Source organism: Mycetocola sp. JXN-3 (assembly GCF_014522285.1).
Taxonomy (GTDB): Bacteria; Actinomycetota; Actinomycetes; order Actinomycetales; family Microbacteriaceae; genus Mycetocola; species Mycetocola saprophilus.
Map to the genome: position 1 here is coordinate 2562076 of NZ_CP041635.1, position 17711 is coordinate 2579786.

A 17711-nucleotide genomic window follows, 5' to 3' on the forward strand; every position below is an offset into this window, starting at 1 on the left:
AATCCTGTTCTTCGAATCTGCCCCGAGCCGGGTCAATTTGCATCATGTATGTATAAATGAGCGCAGAATGGAGTGCATACAAAACACAAAGGATCCTGCATGAGAATCGAACTTCGCCAGGTTACTAAGGGGAAGAACGGCTCGGCTCTCCCGGAGACTAGCCTTCAGCTTCAGACCGGTGCCGCCACCTTCGCCCGCGCCGAAACGGAGCAGCGTCCCACCGTTCTGGGACTGATCGCCTCGGGCCGAATGCGCCCGGATAGCGGCACGGTCCTCATCGACGGTCAGGTTGACGCCTCGCGGATTCGCCGCGAGATCGCCCTGGTCGACGCGCCGATCGTCAGCGAACCCGCAGGAAACGTTGCGGTTTCTCAGGTTGTGGCCGAGGAGCTCATGTTCGCCGGTCTCAAGAGCCACCCGATTGCCGTGGCGCGCACCCTGGACGAGATGGGGCTGCGTGACCGATCGAGCACCGACATGGCGGATCTGGCCCCGACCGACCGGATCCGCATGCTGACCGAACTTGCCGCGCGCCGCCCCGAGGTCCGCGGCATCGTTTTGGTCTCCCCCGACCGCCACGGCGGGGATCCCGAAGCCTGGTGGCGGATCGCCCGCGAACTCGCGGCGCGTGATCTGGCGGTGCTGGTCATCGCCGGCGTCGCCGCCCACACGGCCATTTCCTCGACCCGCGAAATCGAACCCCTGGCGGACGTGCCCTCGGATTCCGCGACCCTCTTCAACCTGGAAGGCCTCGCCTAATGCTCAAGATAATCGCCATGATCCGTGCCGAGTTCGCTCGGCTCTGGGCCACGCGGATGTCGCGGCTGGCCTTCCTCGCGCTGATGATCGTCCCACTGCTCTACGGCGGCCTATACCTCTGGGCCAACCAGAACCCCTATGACCGTCTGGACCGGATCCCGGTGGCCCTGGTGGTCTCGGATACCGGAACCACCCAGAACGGCAAGGAAACCAACTTCGGTCACGATGTGGCCAAGCAGCTGGTTAAGGACGGAACCTTCGCCTGGAAGCAGGTCAGCGCCGCCGAGGCCAAGGCCGGGGTGAAGGACGGCGAGTTCGACTTCTCGCTGACCCTGCCCGAGAAGTTCTCCGAGGACCTGGCCTCCTCGCAGACCGATCAGCCGCGTCAGGCCGAGGTCATCCTGACCACCAACGACGCCAACAGCTACCTGGCCACCACGATCGGAACCCAGGCGGCCAAGACCGTGCAGACCCAGATCGTGGCCACCGTTAACAAGCAGGCGGCGCAGACCTTCCTGGATGCGCTGGCCAAGATCCGCGGCAACCTGGTCGAAGCCGCCGACGGCGGGACCAAACTCACCGACGGTGCCAAGACGGCCCTGGACGGTGCGAGTGCACTGACCTCGGGGGCCGAGCAGGCGCGTGACGGTGCCGGCCAGCTGGGCACCGGGCTGAACTCGCTCCGCGACGGGTCGCAGACCCTCGCCGGCGGGCTGGACACCCTGCGTAACCAGACGGCGTCGCTGCCGGGTCAGTCCCAGCAGCTCGCCGACGGTGCCGCCAAGGTTGCCGCCGGGAACGCCCAGTTTGCCCAGGTCGGCAACGAGCTGGCGCAGGGATCGAGCCAACTGGTGGATCAGATTCCGAAGGTCTCGGAAGAGATTCAGGAGCAGCTTACGAAGGCGGGTGTCCCGCAGGACACCATCAACAGCGTGCTGGCCAACCTCAAGCCCGTCGGCGATGCCGCCAACCAGACCAACACCAAGGTGCAGGCGGCCGTCGGCCAGCTCAACCAGCTCAGCGCCGGTGCCGCCGCGGTGGCCTCGGGCAGCAAGGCCCTGGCCGATGCGACCCCGCAGCTGACCAACGGCATCAACCAGCTGGCCACCGGTGCCGGGACCCTGCGCGATGGTGCCTCGACCGCGGCGACCGCGGCCGGGACCCTGCACCAGGGCCTCGGGACCCTGACCGAAAAGCTCGGCGAGCTCGGCGGCGGCCTCGACACCATTCACGGCGGCCTCGGGACGCTGACCAATGGCCTGAGCGACGGGTTCAAGCAGATCCCCGAGACCACGGTCACCCTGCGCAGCGATCAGGCCACCAATATCTCCAACCCGGTTAACCTGCACTCCAGCGCCGTCACCAGTGCCGGCACCTATGGTGCAGGTCTGGCGCCGTTCTTCGTGAGCCTGGCCGCCTGGATCGGCATCTACGCGCTGTTCCTGATCCTGAAGCCCTTCTCACGTCGGGCGATCACCGCGCTGCACTCCCCGATCAAGATCACCCTCGCCGGGTGGGCGACGCCGGCCATCCTCGGTGCCGTGCAGATGATCGCGCTGTTCGGGATCGTGGCCGGAACCCTGGGCTTCCAGGTGTCGAATCCGGTGGGGGCCTACGGCATGATGGCGCTGGCCTCGGTCACATTCGCGGCGATCATCCTGGCGCTGAACGTCTGGCTGGGTTCGGTGGGTCAGTTCCTGGGACTGGTGCTGATGGTGATCCAGCTGGTCACCGCCGGTGGTACCTTCCCCTGGCAAACCCTCCCCGGCCCGCTGGCCTCCCTGCATCACTTCCTCCCGATGTCCTTCGCGGTGGACGGGATGCGGCAGCTGATGTACGGCGGTGACCTGGCCGCGGCAGGAAACGATGCGATCGTGCTGACGCTGATCCTGCTGGGGGCGCTGGTGGTCTCGGCGATCGGTGTGACGCGGATGACGCACTTCCGCACGCTGCGCGACCTCCAGCCCTCCCTGATCGGCTAGGTCCCGGCACACAAGAACGGCATGCCCCGCGGGGCATGCCGTTTTTGTGTGCGCTATCGGACCGCGGTGGTGACCCGGTCGCGCAGGGTGAAGTCGGGGAAGGTGGCCGGGGCACGCCAGCCGTCGGCGGCGAGGATCGCACGGATCGCCTCGCCCTGCAGCTCGCCGTGCTCGAGGATCAGGGTGCCGCCCGGACGCACCAGGTCGAGGCCGCGACGGGAGATCGTGCGCACCAGGTCCAGGCCGTCCTCCCCGCCATAGAGCGCGGTGGGCGGGTCGTACTCCCGCACCTCGATATCGCGTGGGATTGCCCGCGCCGGAATATACGGCGGATTGGAGATCAGCACGGCTACCGATCCATGCAGTTCGGTGAATGCCTCGGCCATGTCCCCCAGGGTCAGGGTCGCGTTCTCGGCCCCGATCTTTTCGAAGTTGCGGGCGGCCCAGGCGTGGGCCGCGGGGATCTTCTCGAGCGCAAACACCCGGGCATTGGGCACCTCGGTGGCCATGGCCAGGGCGATGGCCCCCGAGCCGGTGCCCAGGTCGATCGCGATGGGTTCGGCATCGGGCAGGATCCGCAGCGCGTCGATCGCGTACTGCACCACCTGCTCGGTCTCCGGCCGCGGCACAAACACGCCCGGTCCCACCAGCAGCTCCATCGAGCGGAACGGCGCGGTCCCCAGGATGTGCTGCAGCGGCTCACGTAACACACGCCGGGCAACCAGGGGTTCGAGGGTTTCGGCATCCTCGGGGGTGATGGTGCGGTCCAGGATGATCGCACTCTGTATCTCCCCGCGGCCGGCTCCCAGCACGTGCCCCAGCAGGAGTTCCGCGTCAATGCGGGCATCGGCGATCCCCGCGGCGGCGAGTCTGGCCTCAATCTGGTCACGCACAAGACCCAGCGGGCTCGGCGTGGCGGCGGATTCGGCGGGATGTTGGGTCTCGGTCACGGCTGTTTTTACCCCTGTCGGAACGGTGCCCTGCATGCGCACGGCGTAATAAACCCTATCCGAATGACATGAGCCTCGCGGCGGCACGCTGATCGCAATAGGCTGGTTCCGCACGGCTCTGCCCACCGAAAACCGGCGGGCAGATTCTCGCGCACAGGCACGGCCCGCACTACCCAGCTGACCCCCACATGGTAAGGACACCCACCCGTGAACGCATACATCCACGAGGACATCACCTCGACCTTCGGTAACACCCCCCTGGTTCGGATCAACCGCCTCGCCGACGAGTCGCACGCCACGGTCCTCGCCAAGCTTGAGTTCTTCAATCCCGGTTCCTCGGTTAAGGACCGTCTGGCCATCGCGATCATCGACGCCGCCGAGGCCTCGGGAGACCTGCAGCCCGGCGGCACCATCGTCGAGGGCACCTCGGGTAACACCGGCATCGGCCTGGCCCTGGTGGGTGCCGCCCGCGGCTACAAGGTGGTGCTGAGCATGCCCTCCTCGATGAGCGTCGAGCGTCGCGCACTGCTGCGCGCCTTTGGTGCCGAGCTGGTCCTGACCGATCCCGCCGCCGGCATGCGTGGCGCCGTGGAGAAGGCCGCCGAGATCGTCGCCGAGACCCCGGGGGCGATCCTCGCCGAGCAGTTCGCCAACGCCGCCAACGTGCAGATTCACCGCGAGACCACCGCCGAGGAGATCTGGCGCGACACCGAGGGTGAGGTCGACATCTTCGTGGCCGGCGTGGGCACCGGCGGCACCGTGACCGGTGTGGGTCAGCGCCTCAAGGAGCTCAAGCCCGAGGTCAAGATTGTGGCCGTGGAGCCGATCGACTCCCCCATCCTCAACGGCGGTAAGCCCGGTCCGCACAAGATCCAGGGCATCGGCGCCAACTTCGTGCCGCCGGTCCTTGACACCGAGGTGTACGACGAGGTCATCGACGTGTCCTTCGAGGACTCGCTGGACACCGCTCGGGACCTCGCATCCCAGGAGGGTATCCTGGCGGGTATCTCCTCGGGTGCGATCCTGTGGGCCGCCCTCCAGCTGGCCGCACGTCCCGAGAACGCCGACAAGACCATCGTGGCCGTGGTTCCCGACACCGGTGAGCGCTACATCTCCACCGCGCTCTGGGCGGGCCTGGCCGAGTAAGGACCGATCATCAGCACCACCTCCGGTTTCTTCGCGCGCCTGCGCGAGGACCTGCGCACCGCGCGCACCCACGATCCCGCGGCCCGATCCTCATTCGAGGTCGGTTTGCTGTACTCGGGGGTGCACGCGGTGTGGGGGCATCGGCTCAGCCATGCCCTGTGGCGACGCGGTTTCAAGCTGCCCGCCCGGCTGAACTCGCAGATCGTCAGGTTCCTGACCGGGATCGAGATTCACCCGGGCGCGCAGCTCGGCCGCCGGTTTTTCATCGATCACGGAATGGGCGTGGTGATCGGGGAAACCGCGGTGGTCGGCGATGACGTGCTCATCTATCACGGCGTGACCCTGGGCGGGAAGTCGCTGGCCAAGGGCAAGCGTCACCCCACCATCGGTGATGGGGTGACCATCGGTGCCGGCGCCAAGATCCTGGGCCCGATCACCATCGGCCCGCGCAGCGCGGTGGGGGCCAATGCGGTGGTCACCAAGGACGCCCCCTCGGACTCGCTCCTGGTGGGTGTGCCGGCGAAGGTGCGCAAGATCGTCACCGATCCGGTGACCCCCGAATACTTCATCTAGCCCACGCAGAACGGCCCCGGAATCCTGAGATTCCGGGGCCGTTTGGTGTCTAATCTCGTATCGAGGTAGGCGACTCCGGCCTGCTGTCAAGAACCGCAGCGACAGCCGAGGTGCGCAGCACATAATGATGTGCCCGCGGTGACACTGCCCGCAGGCAGTCCATCATTCCGCCGTGAATAGCGCGCAGATCCAATGTCGACGAAATCAATGATTCATGGTGAGCGATTCTATTTCTCAACCGGTTTGACGCTTCGATCTGCGTATTCATAGTCGTCCGTGATGTGCCCGGCGGGAATGCATGATGCAGGTATGGCACCCACACCGATTTTTCCATCGCATTGGTGGTGAGTTGACGCCAAAACCCGAAGGACAGCGCAGCGATCACCTTTCCTGCGGTTGCACGCCCAAAACCGCAGCGCCGGATCGCATCGTCCACGCTTTTACGGGTGAGCGAGTTGACGTCGGTGCCACGTTTCATGCCGCCGATGTCTCGAGTTCGCCAGATGGGCATGACCGCGGGAGATTCAGGATGGAGGAGCCAGTGAGTGCGGTGAGGCCAGTGCGCGGTAATCGCGGCATCGTACGCGTTACGAAGTGCGATCTCAAAGTGCGCAAGATCGCGCATAAGAACCTGACTCGCCGTCAGGTTCCATTCGTAGAGCGCAAGCGCGCGGGCACGATCGCCCTCGCAGGCATCAACGTATCGCTGGAAACGAGCGGCTCCCAGCCACGAATCAATCCACCGATCAGACATGTGGAAATTATGGCAAGAACAGAGCCCCGGCGACATGGTTTACAACCAGCGGTCCACACGGGGCTTACGTTTTCAAGGTTACGGGGGCCGATGCGTGTTCGCAAGCGGTCATAGCGGACACTTCTCACGAGGCTCAGGTATGGCTCGATCGCCGTTTTGTTGGCGTCATGACGGTCGGGTCAGGTTCGCACACAACATGAGTTACTGACCGCTCCTCAAGCGAGGTGCAAAAACGGCCCCGGAATCCTGAGATTCCGGGGCCGTTGTGCTGTGGGTGAGACTAACCCTTGTCGCCGATCTCGGCCAGACGAGCCTCCTCGTCGGCGGAGATCGCCGACTGGATGATGGGCTCCATGGCGCCGTTCATGACCGCGTCCAGGTTGTACGCCTTGTAGCCGGTGCGGTGGTCGGCCACGCGGTTCTCCGGGAAGTTGTACGTACGGATGCGCTCCGAGCGATCCATGGTGCGGATCTGGCTCTTGCGGGCATCCGAGGCGGCGGCGTCGATCTGCTCCTGCTGGTGGGCCAGCAGGCGGGCACGCAGCACGCGCATACCGGCCTCGCGGTTCTGCAGCTGCGACTTCTCGTTCTGCATGGCCACGGTGATACCGGTGGGCAGGTGGGTGATGCGCACGGCGGAGTCGGTGGTGTTCACCGACTGGCCGCCGGGGCCCGAGGAGCGGTAGACGTCGATCTTCAGATCGTTCTGGTTGATCTCGACCTCTTCGGGCTCATCCACCTCGGGGAACACCAGCACGCCGGTGGTCGAGGTGTGGATGCGTCCCTGCGACTCGGTTGCCGGCACGCGCTGCACGCGGTGCACACCACCCTCGTACTTGAGGTGAGCCCAGACACCCTGCGAGGGGTCGGTGGTGTTGGACTTGATGGCCACCTGAACGTTCTTGTACCCACCCAGGTCGCTGTGGTCGGCCTCGAGCATCTCGGTCTTCCAGCCCTTGGACTCCGCGTAGTACATGTACATGCGCAGCAGGTCGGCGGCGAACAGGGCCGACTCGGCCCCACCCTCGCCACCCTTGATCTCCATGATGACGTCGCGGGCGTCGTCGGGGTCGCGCGGGATCAGCAGACGGCGCAGCTTCTCCTGGTTCTCGGCGAGGCCCTCCTCGATCGCGGGGATCTCGGCGGCGAACTCGTCGTCCTCCTTCGCCATTTCGCGGGCGGCTTCCAGGTCTTCCTGGGACTGCAGCCAGCGGGTGTGCGCGGCGATGATCTTGCTCAGCTCGGCGTAGCGACGGTTGATCTTCTTCGAGCGTGCCGGGTCCTGGTGGACGGCCGGATCGGCGAGCTGCTCCTGCAGATCGGCGTGCTCGGCGATCAGTGTGTGCACTGATTCAAACATGTGATTCCTTATCTCAAAACTGTTTTCGGGGAAAAAGCCCGAACCCGCTGCCCGCGGCAGTGACCTGCCGGCGAGAAACGGGTTCGAGGAAAACAGCTAGCGGTGGTCGTGACCGTTACCCGAGGTGGGTGCCGGCATCGACTTCTGCATCTGTACGAGGAACTCGACGTTGCTGGAGGTCTCCTTCAGCTTACCGAGTACAACCTCAAGCGCCTGCTGCGGGTCCAGACCGGCGAGGGCCCGACGCAGCTTCCAGGTGACCTTGACCTCGTCGTTGCCGAGCAGCATCTCCTCGCGACGGGTCGAGGAGGCGTTGACATCCACGGCCGGGAAGATCCGCTTATCGGCAAGCTGACGGCTCAGGCGCAGCTCGGAGTTCCCGGTGCCCTTGAACTCCTCGAAGATAACCTCGTCGGCCTTCGAGCCGGTCTCGACCAGCGCGGTGGCGAGGATGGTCAGCGAGCCACCGTTTTCGATGTTGCGGGCGGCACCGAAGAAGCGCTTGGGCGGGTACAGCGCGGCGGCGTCCACGCCACCGGAGAGCACGCGGCCCGAGGTGGGGGCGGCCAGGTTGTAGGCGCGGCCCAGGCGGGTGATCGAGTCCAGCAGCACCACGACATCGGTGCCCAGCTCCACCAGGCGCTTGGCGCGCTCGATCGCGAGCTCGGCGACGGTGATGTGATCCTCGGCCGGGCGGTCGAAGGTCGAAGCGATGACTTCGCCGCTCACCGTGCGCTGCATGTCGGTGACCTCTTCGGGACGCTCATCCACCAGGACCACCATCAGGTGGGTCTCGGGGTTGTTGGTCGCGATGGCGTTGGCGATCTGCTGCAGCACGATGGTCTTACCAGCCTTGGGCGGGGCAACGATCAGGCCGCGCTGGCCCTTACCGATCGGGGCAACCAGGTCGATGATGCGCTGGGTCAGCTTGCCCTGCTCGGTCTCCATCCGCAGGCGCTCCTGCGGGTAGAGCGGGGTCAGCTCGCCGAAGTCGACGCGGGTGGCTGCGTCCTCGACGGACAGGCCGTTGATCGAGTCCACCTTGACGATGGCGTTGTACTTCTGGCGGGCGTTCTGCTCGCCCTCGCGGGGCTGACGGATGGATCCGACCACCGCGTCACCCTTGCGCAGGTTGTACTTCTTGACCTGACCCAGCGAGACGTAAACGTCGTTGGTGCCGGGCAGGTAGCCCGAGGTACGCACGAAGGCGTAGTTGTCCAGGACGTCGAGGATACCGGCGATGGGCAGCAGGACATCGTCCTCGGCCAGCTCGATCTCGCCGTCCTCGTTCACGCCGCGACGCTTGCGGTCACGGTAGCGACCGCGACCACGGCCGGCCTCGTCCTCGGTGTTCTGGGTGCGCTCGGCGGGGCCGTTGTTGCCACGCTCGCCGCGGTTGTTGTCGTTCTGCGCGCGGTCGTTGCGGTTGCCCTCGCCCTGGCCGTTGTTCGCGCGATCGTTGTTTGCGCGGTCGTTCTGGTTGCGGTCGTTCTGGGGACGCTCGCCCTGGGCACGCTCGTTCTGGCCACGGCCGTTCTGACGCGGCTCGGCGGCGTCCTCCGACTTGGACTCGGCCTGCTCGGCGCGCTCCACGTTGTTGCGACCACGGCCACGACCACGGCCGCGGGTGTTGCGGGGCTGCTCGGTCGCCTGCTCGCCGCCCTCGGTGCTCTCCTCGGCGGGTGCCTCGGCCGGCTCGGTGCTCTCGGTGGCGTCCGCGTTCTCGGTGGTGTTGCCCTGACCACGGCCACGACCACGGCCGCGACCGCGACGGTTTCCACGGGGTGCCTCGGAGGTTTCGGTCTCACCGTTCTCGGCGGCGGGCTCGGCGGCCTCGGCAGTGCCGTCCGCGGCGGGGGTGCTCGGGATCAGCGGGGCGCCATCGTGGTTGACGTGGCCTCGGGCCGAAACCGGCGCGGCGTCCTCGGCGGGTGCCTCGGTGGCGGCCACCGGCTCGGCGGCGACGGTGCCGGTGCTGACGCGGCGCGATCCGCGCTTGCGGACCACGGGCGCGGCGGCCGGGGCGGCGACGGCGTCGGAAGCGACGGGTGCCTCGGCCGCGGGGGCCTCGGAAACGGCAGTCTCGGAAGCAGCAGCCTCGGAATCGACGGCACCGGCCGCAGGCGACGTCGCCTCGGCGGGTGAAGAATCGGTGTTGGATGCGCCGGCACCGGCGGGAGCCTCGGCGGCGCGAGCCGCCACGATGGCCTCCACCAGGGCGCTCTTGCGCAGCTTGGAGGATCCTACGACGCCGTGTTCGGCGGCGAGCGCCTGCAGCTGGGCCACCTTGAGGGTGGACAGAGCATCATTGGCGATTTCGTAGGTGTTTTCGGTGTTACTCACGGAGGGTTCCTTCCCCTATACCCGGGCGTAGGCCACGGGCTGAAATGCTCATCGCGGCATGGGAAACGCGGGATACGAGACCCGACCCGATCCGGAGGCGTAATGCTCGGTACGGGGGCACAGAAGCGATGGCGTTGATGTGCAAAATTGACCCGCCCGGCCAGAGTTACCGCCGCGATTCATACAGCGTTCGAGACGGTGTTGCCGTGTGGGATTACGCCCAGACTAGCACCTCACGGGCTTCCAACGCGAGAGAAACCCCGCGGGGTTCGGTGGCCCGCGGGGTTTCTCCTCGTTTATAGGTCTCGGGATCGTGCCCCGGAATTCCGGCGTGCGACGAGGGCCCCCAGTCCCATCAGCACCAGAATCAGCGCCAGGATGCCACCCGAAATGGGTGGGTGGGCCCCCGTCTCACCGAGCGATTCCCCGGGACTCGGGGCTCCGGGATCGGTCGGTCCCGGGGTCCCCGGACCGGTCGGATCGGTACTCGGGCCCGGAGTACCCGGTTCGGTCGGCCCGGTAGACGGTCCGGTTGAGGGCCCGGTCGACGGCCCAGTCGAGGGCTCGGGGGTGGGCTCCACGTCCGGGTCCACCGGCACCCGGTGCTCGACCGGCGTCGAACCGATCATGCCGGTCGTGGCGTTTTCCCCCTCCGCCTCGGCGGTGTTGAGAACCGCCCCCGCCTCCACATCCGCGGCGGAGATCACATAGGGTTCCACGCTCACACAGCGCAGGGAGGCACCGCGCTCCAGGGTGTTCGCCGGGCACTCAATCGTGATACCGGCCGCGGTGAGCTTGGGATCGAGGACCCGAAGCCCCTCCAGCCGGGTATCACCGGTGTTGTTCAGCGTGAAGGCATACCAGACATGGTCCCCGGCATCCACGCGACCGTTCGCGTCCACGTCCTCGATGCCCGCGGGGATCTCCCCCACCGCCGCGTGATCCGTGTCCAGCGTCTTGGTGAGCGCGAGCCCCGGTTCGGCCACCATCACGGGCACCGAGACGGTTGCCGCATCCGAGCTCAGGGGTGCCCCGTGCGCGGGAATGCCGCGGGCGGTGGCGCGGTTGAGCACCGATCCCGCGGCCACATCGGCCGCCTGGACCTCGTAACCGGACAGCGTGGCGCAGGTCGTGGAGTTCCCCGGACGCAGCCGCACGGTGTCACAGGTCACGCCGACCCCCTGCTCCTGCACCAGCGGGTCGATGATTCGAATCTGCTCGATCGTGGTCGCGCCGGTGTTGGTCACGGTGAAGGTGAACGGCAGCAGGTCGCCCAGGCTGATTGTGCCGCTTCCGTCGAGGTCCTCATAGTCCCCCGCGAAGGTTTTGGTGAGCGCCAGCCCCGGCACAAAGTGCACGGTGCAGCCCAGGTTTCCCTCGACACAGACGGCCGGGCGATCCTCCCCCGCCCGCAGCAGGAAGTTGGCCACAACCCCGTCCCCCGTGCCGGTCCCGATGGTCACCGGATACGACACCGTGACCCGCGCTCCCGGTGCCACCGAACCCTGGAGGCTCAGCCGTCGGGTCGCCGCATCCCACACCGGGGTCAGGTCGGCATCGGCCGGGGTGATGGTGAGGTCGTTGACCCAGAATCCGGTGAGGTCCGCGTCGTCGGCCACGCCGGTCATATCGTCGACGTGGTTGATCGCCTCGGTGTTTTGCCCGTTATTGGTAAAGCTCAGCGTGTAGTCGATGCGGTCCCCGGGGACCACCGCGGTTTCCCGCACCGGGGAACTGGACTTCTCGATCGCCAACCCATCCACCTGATGCTCGGTCCAGCCACAGCCGGGAAGGCTGCCGTTGGGCGCCACCGGACACTCCTCGGGGAAGAGCGGCGGGGTCTCCTCGGGATGCGTGAAGGCCACGTTGAGCAGCGTGCCATCACCGCCCTGGTCCAGCGGCTTCACCGTGGCCGGATAGGTCAGCGCGATCGACGTGTTCATCGGGATCCGCAGCCCGGTCCAGCTCCACTGCTGCTGGTCCGCCCGGGTACTGGTGGTGTTGCTGGCGTCGCCGGGTAGATCGGCTGAGGACGTCCAGGCCAGGGCCCCCAGGTTGACGTCGGCGTCATCCGTGAGACCCGTTACGGTGTCGCTGAGCCGACCGTTCCAGAACGTGGCCGGCTGGCTGATCTCCTCGGGATGCGGGTAGGCGACCGCGCTCGCGGTCACCGTATAGATGATGGTCTCGCCCGGTGCCACCACCGCACCCGAGGCGGGCTCGGAGGCCTTGGCGAGGGCGACCCCGGGAATGTCCATGGTCGCCACGGGGGCACCTGGCTGGGTCAGGTCAAAGTGTTCAAACGCCCAGGTGTCGATCGAACGGTTATTGCCCCAGGACCCGCCGTTTGTGGTGCTGGATGCGCTCCCATTCATGTCCTTACAGCCGGTGGCCGACCAGCCGCGTACGCCGCCGCTGGAATCCACCCCCTCGGCCGGCGAGCGCAGCGGCGAGGGCTGGGTGCCGCACTTGATCAGAGCCTGGCGGTCCCACTCGCGCAGGGTCACCGGCTCATCGTTCCAGTGGATGATCGAGGACCCGCTGCTCTGCAACCCGTTCAGCCGGGTCACACTCATCCCCCCGGAGAGAATCTCCACATCCCCCAGCAGGAAGTGCGATTCGCCCAGCTTCTCGATCCCCACCCTGAAGGCGATCGGCGTGCTGGTGGGGATGTCGGCTCCGGAGGCATCGCGGCCGTCAAACCTGAAGGTTCCCTTTCCCGCGTACACCGCGGCCTGGGTCACGATATCGTTGGGCCCATCGAAGACCCCGTCGGCATCGGTATCGATCAGGACCTCCACGTTGCCCTCGAACCCGCTGGCGTCGAAGGTGAACACCCCGGCACGCGATCCTGGGGCGTCCGGGACAAAACTCTCCACGGTGAGTTCGGGCTTTTCCAGCGGCACGTTCAGCCACGTGGTTTCGCCACCGGGCAGGGTGACCGTGCGTGGGAGTCCCGCCAGATCCGGCTTCCCGAAGAACACCTTGTCCGGCGCCGCCCCACACTTCGGCTTCCAGCTGACCGGACCGTACTCGGGCTTGGGATTATTCGCCCCGGAGGCCAGCGAGTGGTACACCGACGTACACGTGGCACCGTTCACGTTGCCAAAGGCGGAGGCCTGAAACGCCGAGGTGATTCCGCGCAGGCCGCGATACTCCACCTGATACGTGTAGCCGAACTCGGTTTGCACCCACATCGGGTAGGACGCGGTGGTCGAGGAATCGGTCAGGTCAAAGCGCTCGCTCCACGTGCGTCCGGGGACCGTGGATCCGGCGCGCAACGGGTTGACCTGCCAGGTCACCACGTTGCGTCCGTGGTTATTGGGGTGGGATCCGCGCGCGGGCTCCAGCGCCGCGACCCAGACTCCGGCCTGGGCCTGGATCGGGCTTTCCCAGTCGCAGCGTTTGCCCGGACCGGTGATATCGGTGCACTCCCAGGCGGTCGACCCATCCGGGGCATAGACCACCCACTTGGTGTAGAGATCGCCGCCGTTGGCCCCGGTGTTTGTGCGGAAGGCCGAACGCAGCTGGAAGCTCTCCCCCGGGCTGACGTAGCTGTACCAGCGCTGCGGGATCTGCACCGTGGTGCCCTCGACACCGGATTCGGCGGAGGCGGGCGGTGCACCCGCGGCATCCAGCGCATAGCCCCCGGCGGCCATCAGGATCAGCGCAATCGCCCCGGCGATCCACGAGCGGGGACGCCTGCGCGCCACGATCCGTGCATCTCGAACACCGCGTGCGCGCTTCTTCGCCACCATAGCCACCCGTTCCCCTTGGTGAGCGTCACACTATCGGGGTTATCGGGCGGATGGCTAGGGTTCGGACACAGTGCAAAGCAATTGATATCAAGAACGCCGAATGGCGGCCCCCAAAGGAGGGCCGCCATATCGGATTCCGCTGTTTAGACCGCCGCGAGCGGGACCACACTGGCCCCCTGCACGTCCACGGCGAGCGAGTGGATCTGCCACGGCACGCTCGCCTGCTCGGACACAAACGCGGCGGCGGCGGTGCGCTCACCGGTGCCGTCGGCGAGGACCAGGATCGAGGGGCCGGCACCCGACACCACGGCCGGGAAGCCCTGCTCGCGCAGCGCGGTGACCAGCTCGTGGGTCGCGGGCATCGCCGAGGCACGGTAGTTCTGGTGCAGACGGTCCTCGGTGGCGTCCCACAGCAGGTCGGGGCTCTGGGTCAACGCGGCGATCAGCAGGGCCGAACGCGAAACGTTGAAGACCGCGTCCTCATGCGGCACCTGGGCGGGCTGCAGGCCGCGGGCGACCTTGGTGGAGAGGGTGTGCTCGGGCACCAGGACCAGCGGGGAGACGCCGCGGTGCACCGCGAGCTTCTTGTGCTTGGGACCGGCGGGGGTTTCCCAGGCGATCGTGAGACCACCAAACAGGGCCGGGGCCACGTTGTCCGGGTGGCCCTCGATCTCGGTGGCGATGCGCAGCAGGTCCTCATCGGAGAATTCGAAAATTCCCTCGAGCAAGCCCTTGGCCGCCATGATCCCGGCGACCACGGCGGCCCCCGAGGATCCCATTCCGCGGCCGTGCGGGATCGTGTTGTGCGCGACGATGTTCACGCCGGGAACCGGCTGCCCCACGGCGGTGAACGCATAGGCCATCGAGGTCACCACCAGGTTGGTGTCGTCGGTGGGGACGGTTCCCTCGCCCACCCCGTGGATGTCCACAAACGCTCCGGGCTCCTCCCGCACGCTCACCTCGATCTCGTCGTACACGCTGAGCGCGAGTCCCAGGGTGTCAAACCCCGGGCCGAGGTTGGCGGAGGTTGCGGGGACGCGAACACGAACGCCGCGGCCGAGCAGGGTCGCGACGTTCTCGGGCATGTCCGAGGGGCTCATTCCTTACCAGTCCTAACACCGAGCGGGGCTCGGGATCCTGACCACCGGTGTGGTCGTGTTGATGATGATGCACGGTGACGAGGCGGCACGGCCGCCTCGTCACCACGGGTGTAGAGGGGTTACTCGCCCTCGAAGCGCAGGACGCTGACCACGGTGCGCACGGCCTCGTGGGAGCGCAGCTCGGAAACGGTGTTCTGTACCGCGTCCTCGCGCGAGGTGTGGGTGCCGATCACGAGCATCGCGGTGCGCTCCTCGGAATCGTCGGCGGCCTCGGCGGCCGACTGCACCACGGTCTCGACCGAGACGCCGGCCTCGGCCAGGATCCCGGCGATCTGGGCGAGCACGCCGGGGCGATCGCTCACCCGCAGGGCAATCTGGTAGCGGGCACGCACCTCGCCGATCGGAATCAGCGGGAGCTTGGCCGTGGCACCATCGGTCAGTCCCGGGCCGCCGGCCACGTGGCGACGGGCGGCGGAGACCAGGTCTCCCAGCACCGCGGAGGCGGTCTGCACGCCACCGGCACCGGCACCGTAGAACATCAGCGGTCCGGCCGCGGCGGCCTCCACGAAGACCGCGTTGTTGCCGCCGTGCACCGAGGCGAGCGGGTGCTCCTTGGGGATCAGCGCCGGGTAGACGCGGGTCGAAATGCCCTCGCCGTGCTCTCCGGTCACGCGCTCGGCGATGGCCAGCAGCTTGATCGTGGCACCGGCGGCGGCCGCATCGGCGATCTGCTCGGCGGTGATGTCGGCGATGCCCTCACGGTAGACGGCCTCGGCGGGCACATCGGCGTGGAAGGCCAGGCGGGCGAGGATCGCTGCCTTCTGGGCGGCATCGTAGCCGTCCACGTCCAGCGTCGGGTCGGCCTCGAGGAAACCCAGCTCGAACGCGGTCTTCTGGGCCTGCTCCATGGTGTCGCCGAAGCGGTCCATGCGGTCGAGGATGAAGTTGGTGGAGCCGTTGACGATCGCCAGGATGCGGTTGACGCGGTCGCCGGCGAGGCTCTCGCGCAGCGGACGCAGGATCGGGATGGCCCCGGCCACGGCTGCCTCATAGGAGATCAGCGCGCCCACCCGGGCGGCCGCCTCAAACAGCTCGGGACCGTGCGCGGCGATCAGCGCCTTGTTTCCGGTGACCACATCGGCGCCGGCGGCGATGGCCTCGAGGATCAGCGTGCGGGCCGGTTCGATGCCGCCGATCAGCTCGATCACCACGTCGGCGCGCTGCACCAGCTCGTGGGCGTCGGTGGTCAGCAGCTCGGCCGGGATGTCCCAGTCGCGGGCCGAGTCCAGGCTACGCACGCCCACACCCACCAGGTCCAGGGTGATGCCCGCGCGGGCGGCGAGCTCCTCCCGGTCCTCGGTCAGCAGTCGTGCCACCTGCGATCCCACCGAGCCTGCGCCCAGCAGCGCGACGCGCAGGGTCCGAAGTTCACTCACTTTTTGTCCAATCCGGCATCGCGAGCCAGTAGTTCGGTTTCGGTCTCGCCGCGCACCAGCAGACGTGATTCACCGTTCAGCACGGCGACCACGGCGGGACGGCCGAGGAAGTTGTAGTTGCTGGCGAGCGACCAGCAGTAGGCACCGGTCGCGGGGACGGCGATGCGATCGCCCGGGACAACGTCCGCGGGCAGATACTCGTTGTACACCACGATGTCGCCGGACTCGCAGTGCTTTCCAGCCACCCGGGAGAGTGCGGGTGCGGCATCGGAGACGCGGTTGGTCATCCGGGCCGAGTACTGAGCTTCGTAGAGTGCGGGCCGAGCGTTGTCGCTCATGCCGCCGTCCACGGACAGGTAGCGCCGGATCGCGGTGCCACCCTCGGGAAGCGCCACCGAAACATCCTTGGTGGTGCCAACCTCGTACAGACTCATCGTAGTGGGTCCGGAGATGTAACGGCCCGGCTCGAAGGCCAGCACCGGTACGGCGATGCCGAGACGAACGGCCTCGGTGGCCACCTGGTCGGCGATGTCGGCGGCGAGGGTTTCGATCTCGGCCGGGTCGTCGGCCCGGGTGTAGGCGATCCCGAATCCACCACCGAGGTTCAGCTCGGGGATGTCGCCGCCGGCCAGCAGGTCGCGGTGGAGCTCCAGCAGGCGTGCGGCGGATTCGCCGAAGCCGGCCGATCCGAAGATCTGCGAGCCGATGTGGCAGTGCAGGCCGAGGAAGTTCAGCTCGGCGCGGGCACGAATCTTCGCCACCGCATCGGGGGCATCGGCCCGGGTGATGCCGAACTTCTGGTCCTCATGGGAGGTGGCCAGGAAGTCGTGGGTGTCGGCGTGCACGCCGGAGTTGACCCGCAGACGCACGTTCTGCACCACGCCGTGGCGGGCGGCGGCATCGGCGACGCGGTCGATCTCCTGCAGGCTGTCGAGCACGATCGCGCCGATTCCCACGCCGACCGCGCGATCGATTTCGGCCAGCGACTTGTTGTTGCCGTGCAGACCCAGACGCGCGGCGGGGATACCCGCGGCGAGCGCCAGGGCGAGTTCTCCCCCGCTGCACACGTCGACGTAGAGGCCCTCCTCGGCCACCCAGCGGGCGATATCCGCGCTGAGGAACGACTTGGCCGCGTAGTACACCTTGGCGCTGGTGCCGATGCGGGCAGCCTCGGTGTCGAAGGCGGCGCGGGCGCGGGCGGCCCGGCCGCGGAAGTCTGCCTCGTCGATGACGTACAGGGGGCTGCCGTAGGTTGCCGCCAGCTCATCCACGGGGATTCCGGCCAGGCTCAGGCGACCGTCGGACTCGCGCGCGGTGTTGGCCGGCCAGAGCCCGGGTGCCAGGTCGTTGGGGTCGGCGGGGATCTCGAGCCAGGCGGGGGCGAGATCGGCGGAGTCGAGGGAATGAGCGGCCACGGCGGAACCAATCTGGGTCGTGGGGGGTAGCGCGGGCTACCCGGGGCGGAGTCCGACCAGTCTAACCGGGCGGCACCTGCCCATTTTCCCAGAATCCGTATGCCGCACGGTGCACATGTTTCCTCCCGCGTCGGC

General features: G+C 67.3%; 12 protein-coding genes. 4 read left to right on the top strand and 8 right to left on the bottom strand.

The window, feature by feature from the left end; genetic code table 11:
- The first annotated feature begins 99 nt into the window (after positions 1–99).
- Both C7C57_RS11645 and C7C57_RS11650 read left to right on the top strand, forming a co-directional pair.
- Positions 100–759: a hypothetical protein gene (locus tag C7C57_RS11645; RefSeq protein WP_043321247.1), complete on the top strand. Its 660-nt coding sequence runs from the start codon at positions 100–102 to the stop codon at positions 757–759.
- On the top strand, positions 759–2741 hold the full coding sequence (locus tag C7C57_RS11650; RefSeq protein WP_030142883.1) for a YhgE/Pip family protein: 1983 nt from the start codon (positions 759–761) through the stop codon (positions 2739–2741). Before C7C57_RS11645 ends, C7C57_RS11650 begins: the two co-directional genes overlap by 1 nt.
- Before the next feature lie 53 nt (positions 2742–2794).
- Here C7C57_RS11650 and prmC read toward each other — a convergent pair whose 3' ends face one another.
- A complete protein-coding gene (gene prmC, locus C7C57_RS11655) occupies positions 2795–3691 on the bottom strand; it encodes a peptide chain release factor N(5)-glutamine methyltransferase (RefSeq protein ID WP_370581410.1) in 897 nt (298 codons plus the stop codon).
- A 207-nt stretch (positions 3692–3898) separates the two neighbouring features.
- Here prmC and cysK point away from each other — a divergent pair, with 207 nt between their 5' ends.
- Both cysK and epsC read left to right on the top strand, forming a co-directional pair.
- Positions 3899–4837: a cysteine synthase A gene (cysK, locus tag C7C57_RS11660; RefSeq protein WP_030142881.1), complete on the top strand. Its 939-nt coding sequence runs from the start codon at positions 3899–3901 to the stop codon at positions 4835–4837.
- A 9-nt stretch (positions 4838–4846) separates the two neighbouring features.
- Positions 4847–5410, top strand: a complete 564-nt coding sequence (gene epsC, locus C7C57_RS11665) for a serine O-acetyltransferase EpsC (protein ID WP_030142880.1) — start codon at positions 4847–4849, stop codon at positions 5408–5410.
- Positions 5411–5459: 49 nt separating this feature from the next.
- On the opposite strand, the gene C7C57_RS11670 is transcribed toward epsC, so the two are convergent.
- The 7 genes from C7C57_RS11670 to lysA all read right to left on the bottom strand — a co-directional run bounded on the left by C7C57_RS11670 (position 5460) and on the right by lysA (position 17576).
- Entirely contained in the window at positions 5460–6164 is a 705-nt protein-coding gene (locus tag C7C57_RS11670; protein ID WP_187976552.1) for a hypothetical protein, read from the bottom strand.
- A 280-nt stretch (positions 6165–6444) separates the two neighbouring features.
- Positions 6445–7524 (bottom strand): peptide chain release factor 1, encoded by a 1080-nt coding sequence (gene prfA / locus C7C57_RS11675; RefSeq protein ID WP_187976553.1) that lies wholly within the window; start codon positions 7522–7524, stop codon positions 6445–6447.
- Positions 7525–7620: 96 nt separating this feature from the next.
- Complete coding sequence (rho, locus tag C7C57_RS11680; protein WP_187976554.1) at positions 7621–9867, bottom strand: transcription termination factor Rho; 2247 nt, start codon at positions 9865–9867, stop codon at positions 7621–7623.
- A 296-nt stretch (positions 9868–10163) separates the two neighbouring features.
- Positions 10164–13631 carry a PT domain-containing protein gene (locus C7C57_RS11685; protein ID WP_223144743.1) on the bottom strand — a complete coding sequence of 1156 codons (3468 nt, stop codon included), beginning with the start codon at positions 13629–13631 and terminating at the stop codon, positions 10164–10166.
- A 137-nt stretch (positions 13632–13768) separates the two neighbouring features.
- On the bottom strand, positions 13769–14725 hold the full coding sequence (gene thrB, locus C7C57_RS11690; protein WP_255505669.1) for a homoserine kinase: 957 nt from the start codon (positions 14723–14725) through the stop codon (positions 13769–13771).
- A gap of 119 nt (positions 14726–14844) precedes the next feature.
- Entirely contained in the window at positions 14845–16161 is a 1317-nt protein-coding gene (locus C7C57_RS11695) for a homoserine dehydrogenase (RefSeq protein ID WP_187976556.1), read from the bottom strand.
- Positions 16158–17576 carry a diaminopimelate decarboxylase gene (lysA, locus tag C7C57_RS11700; RefSeq protein WP_187976557.1) on the bottom strand — a complete coding sequence of 473 codons (1419 nt, stop codon included), beginning with the start codon at positions 17574–17576 and terminating at the stop codon, positions 16158–16160. The genes C7C57_RS11695 and lysA overlap by 4 nt, the downstream gene beginning before the upstream one ends.
- Between the last annotated feature and the right edge of the window lie 135 nt (positions 17577–17711).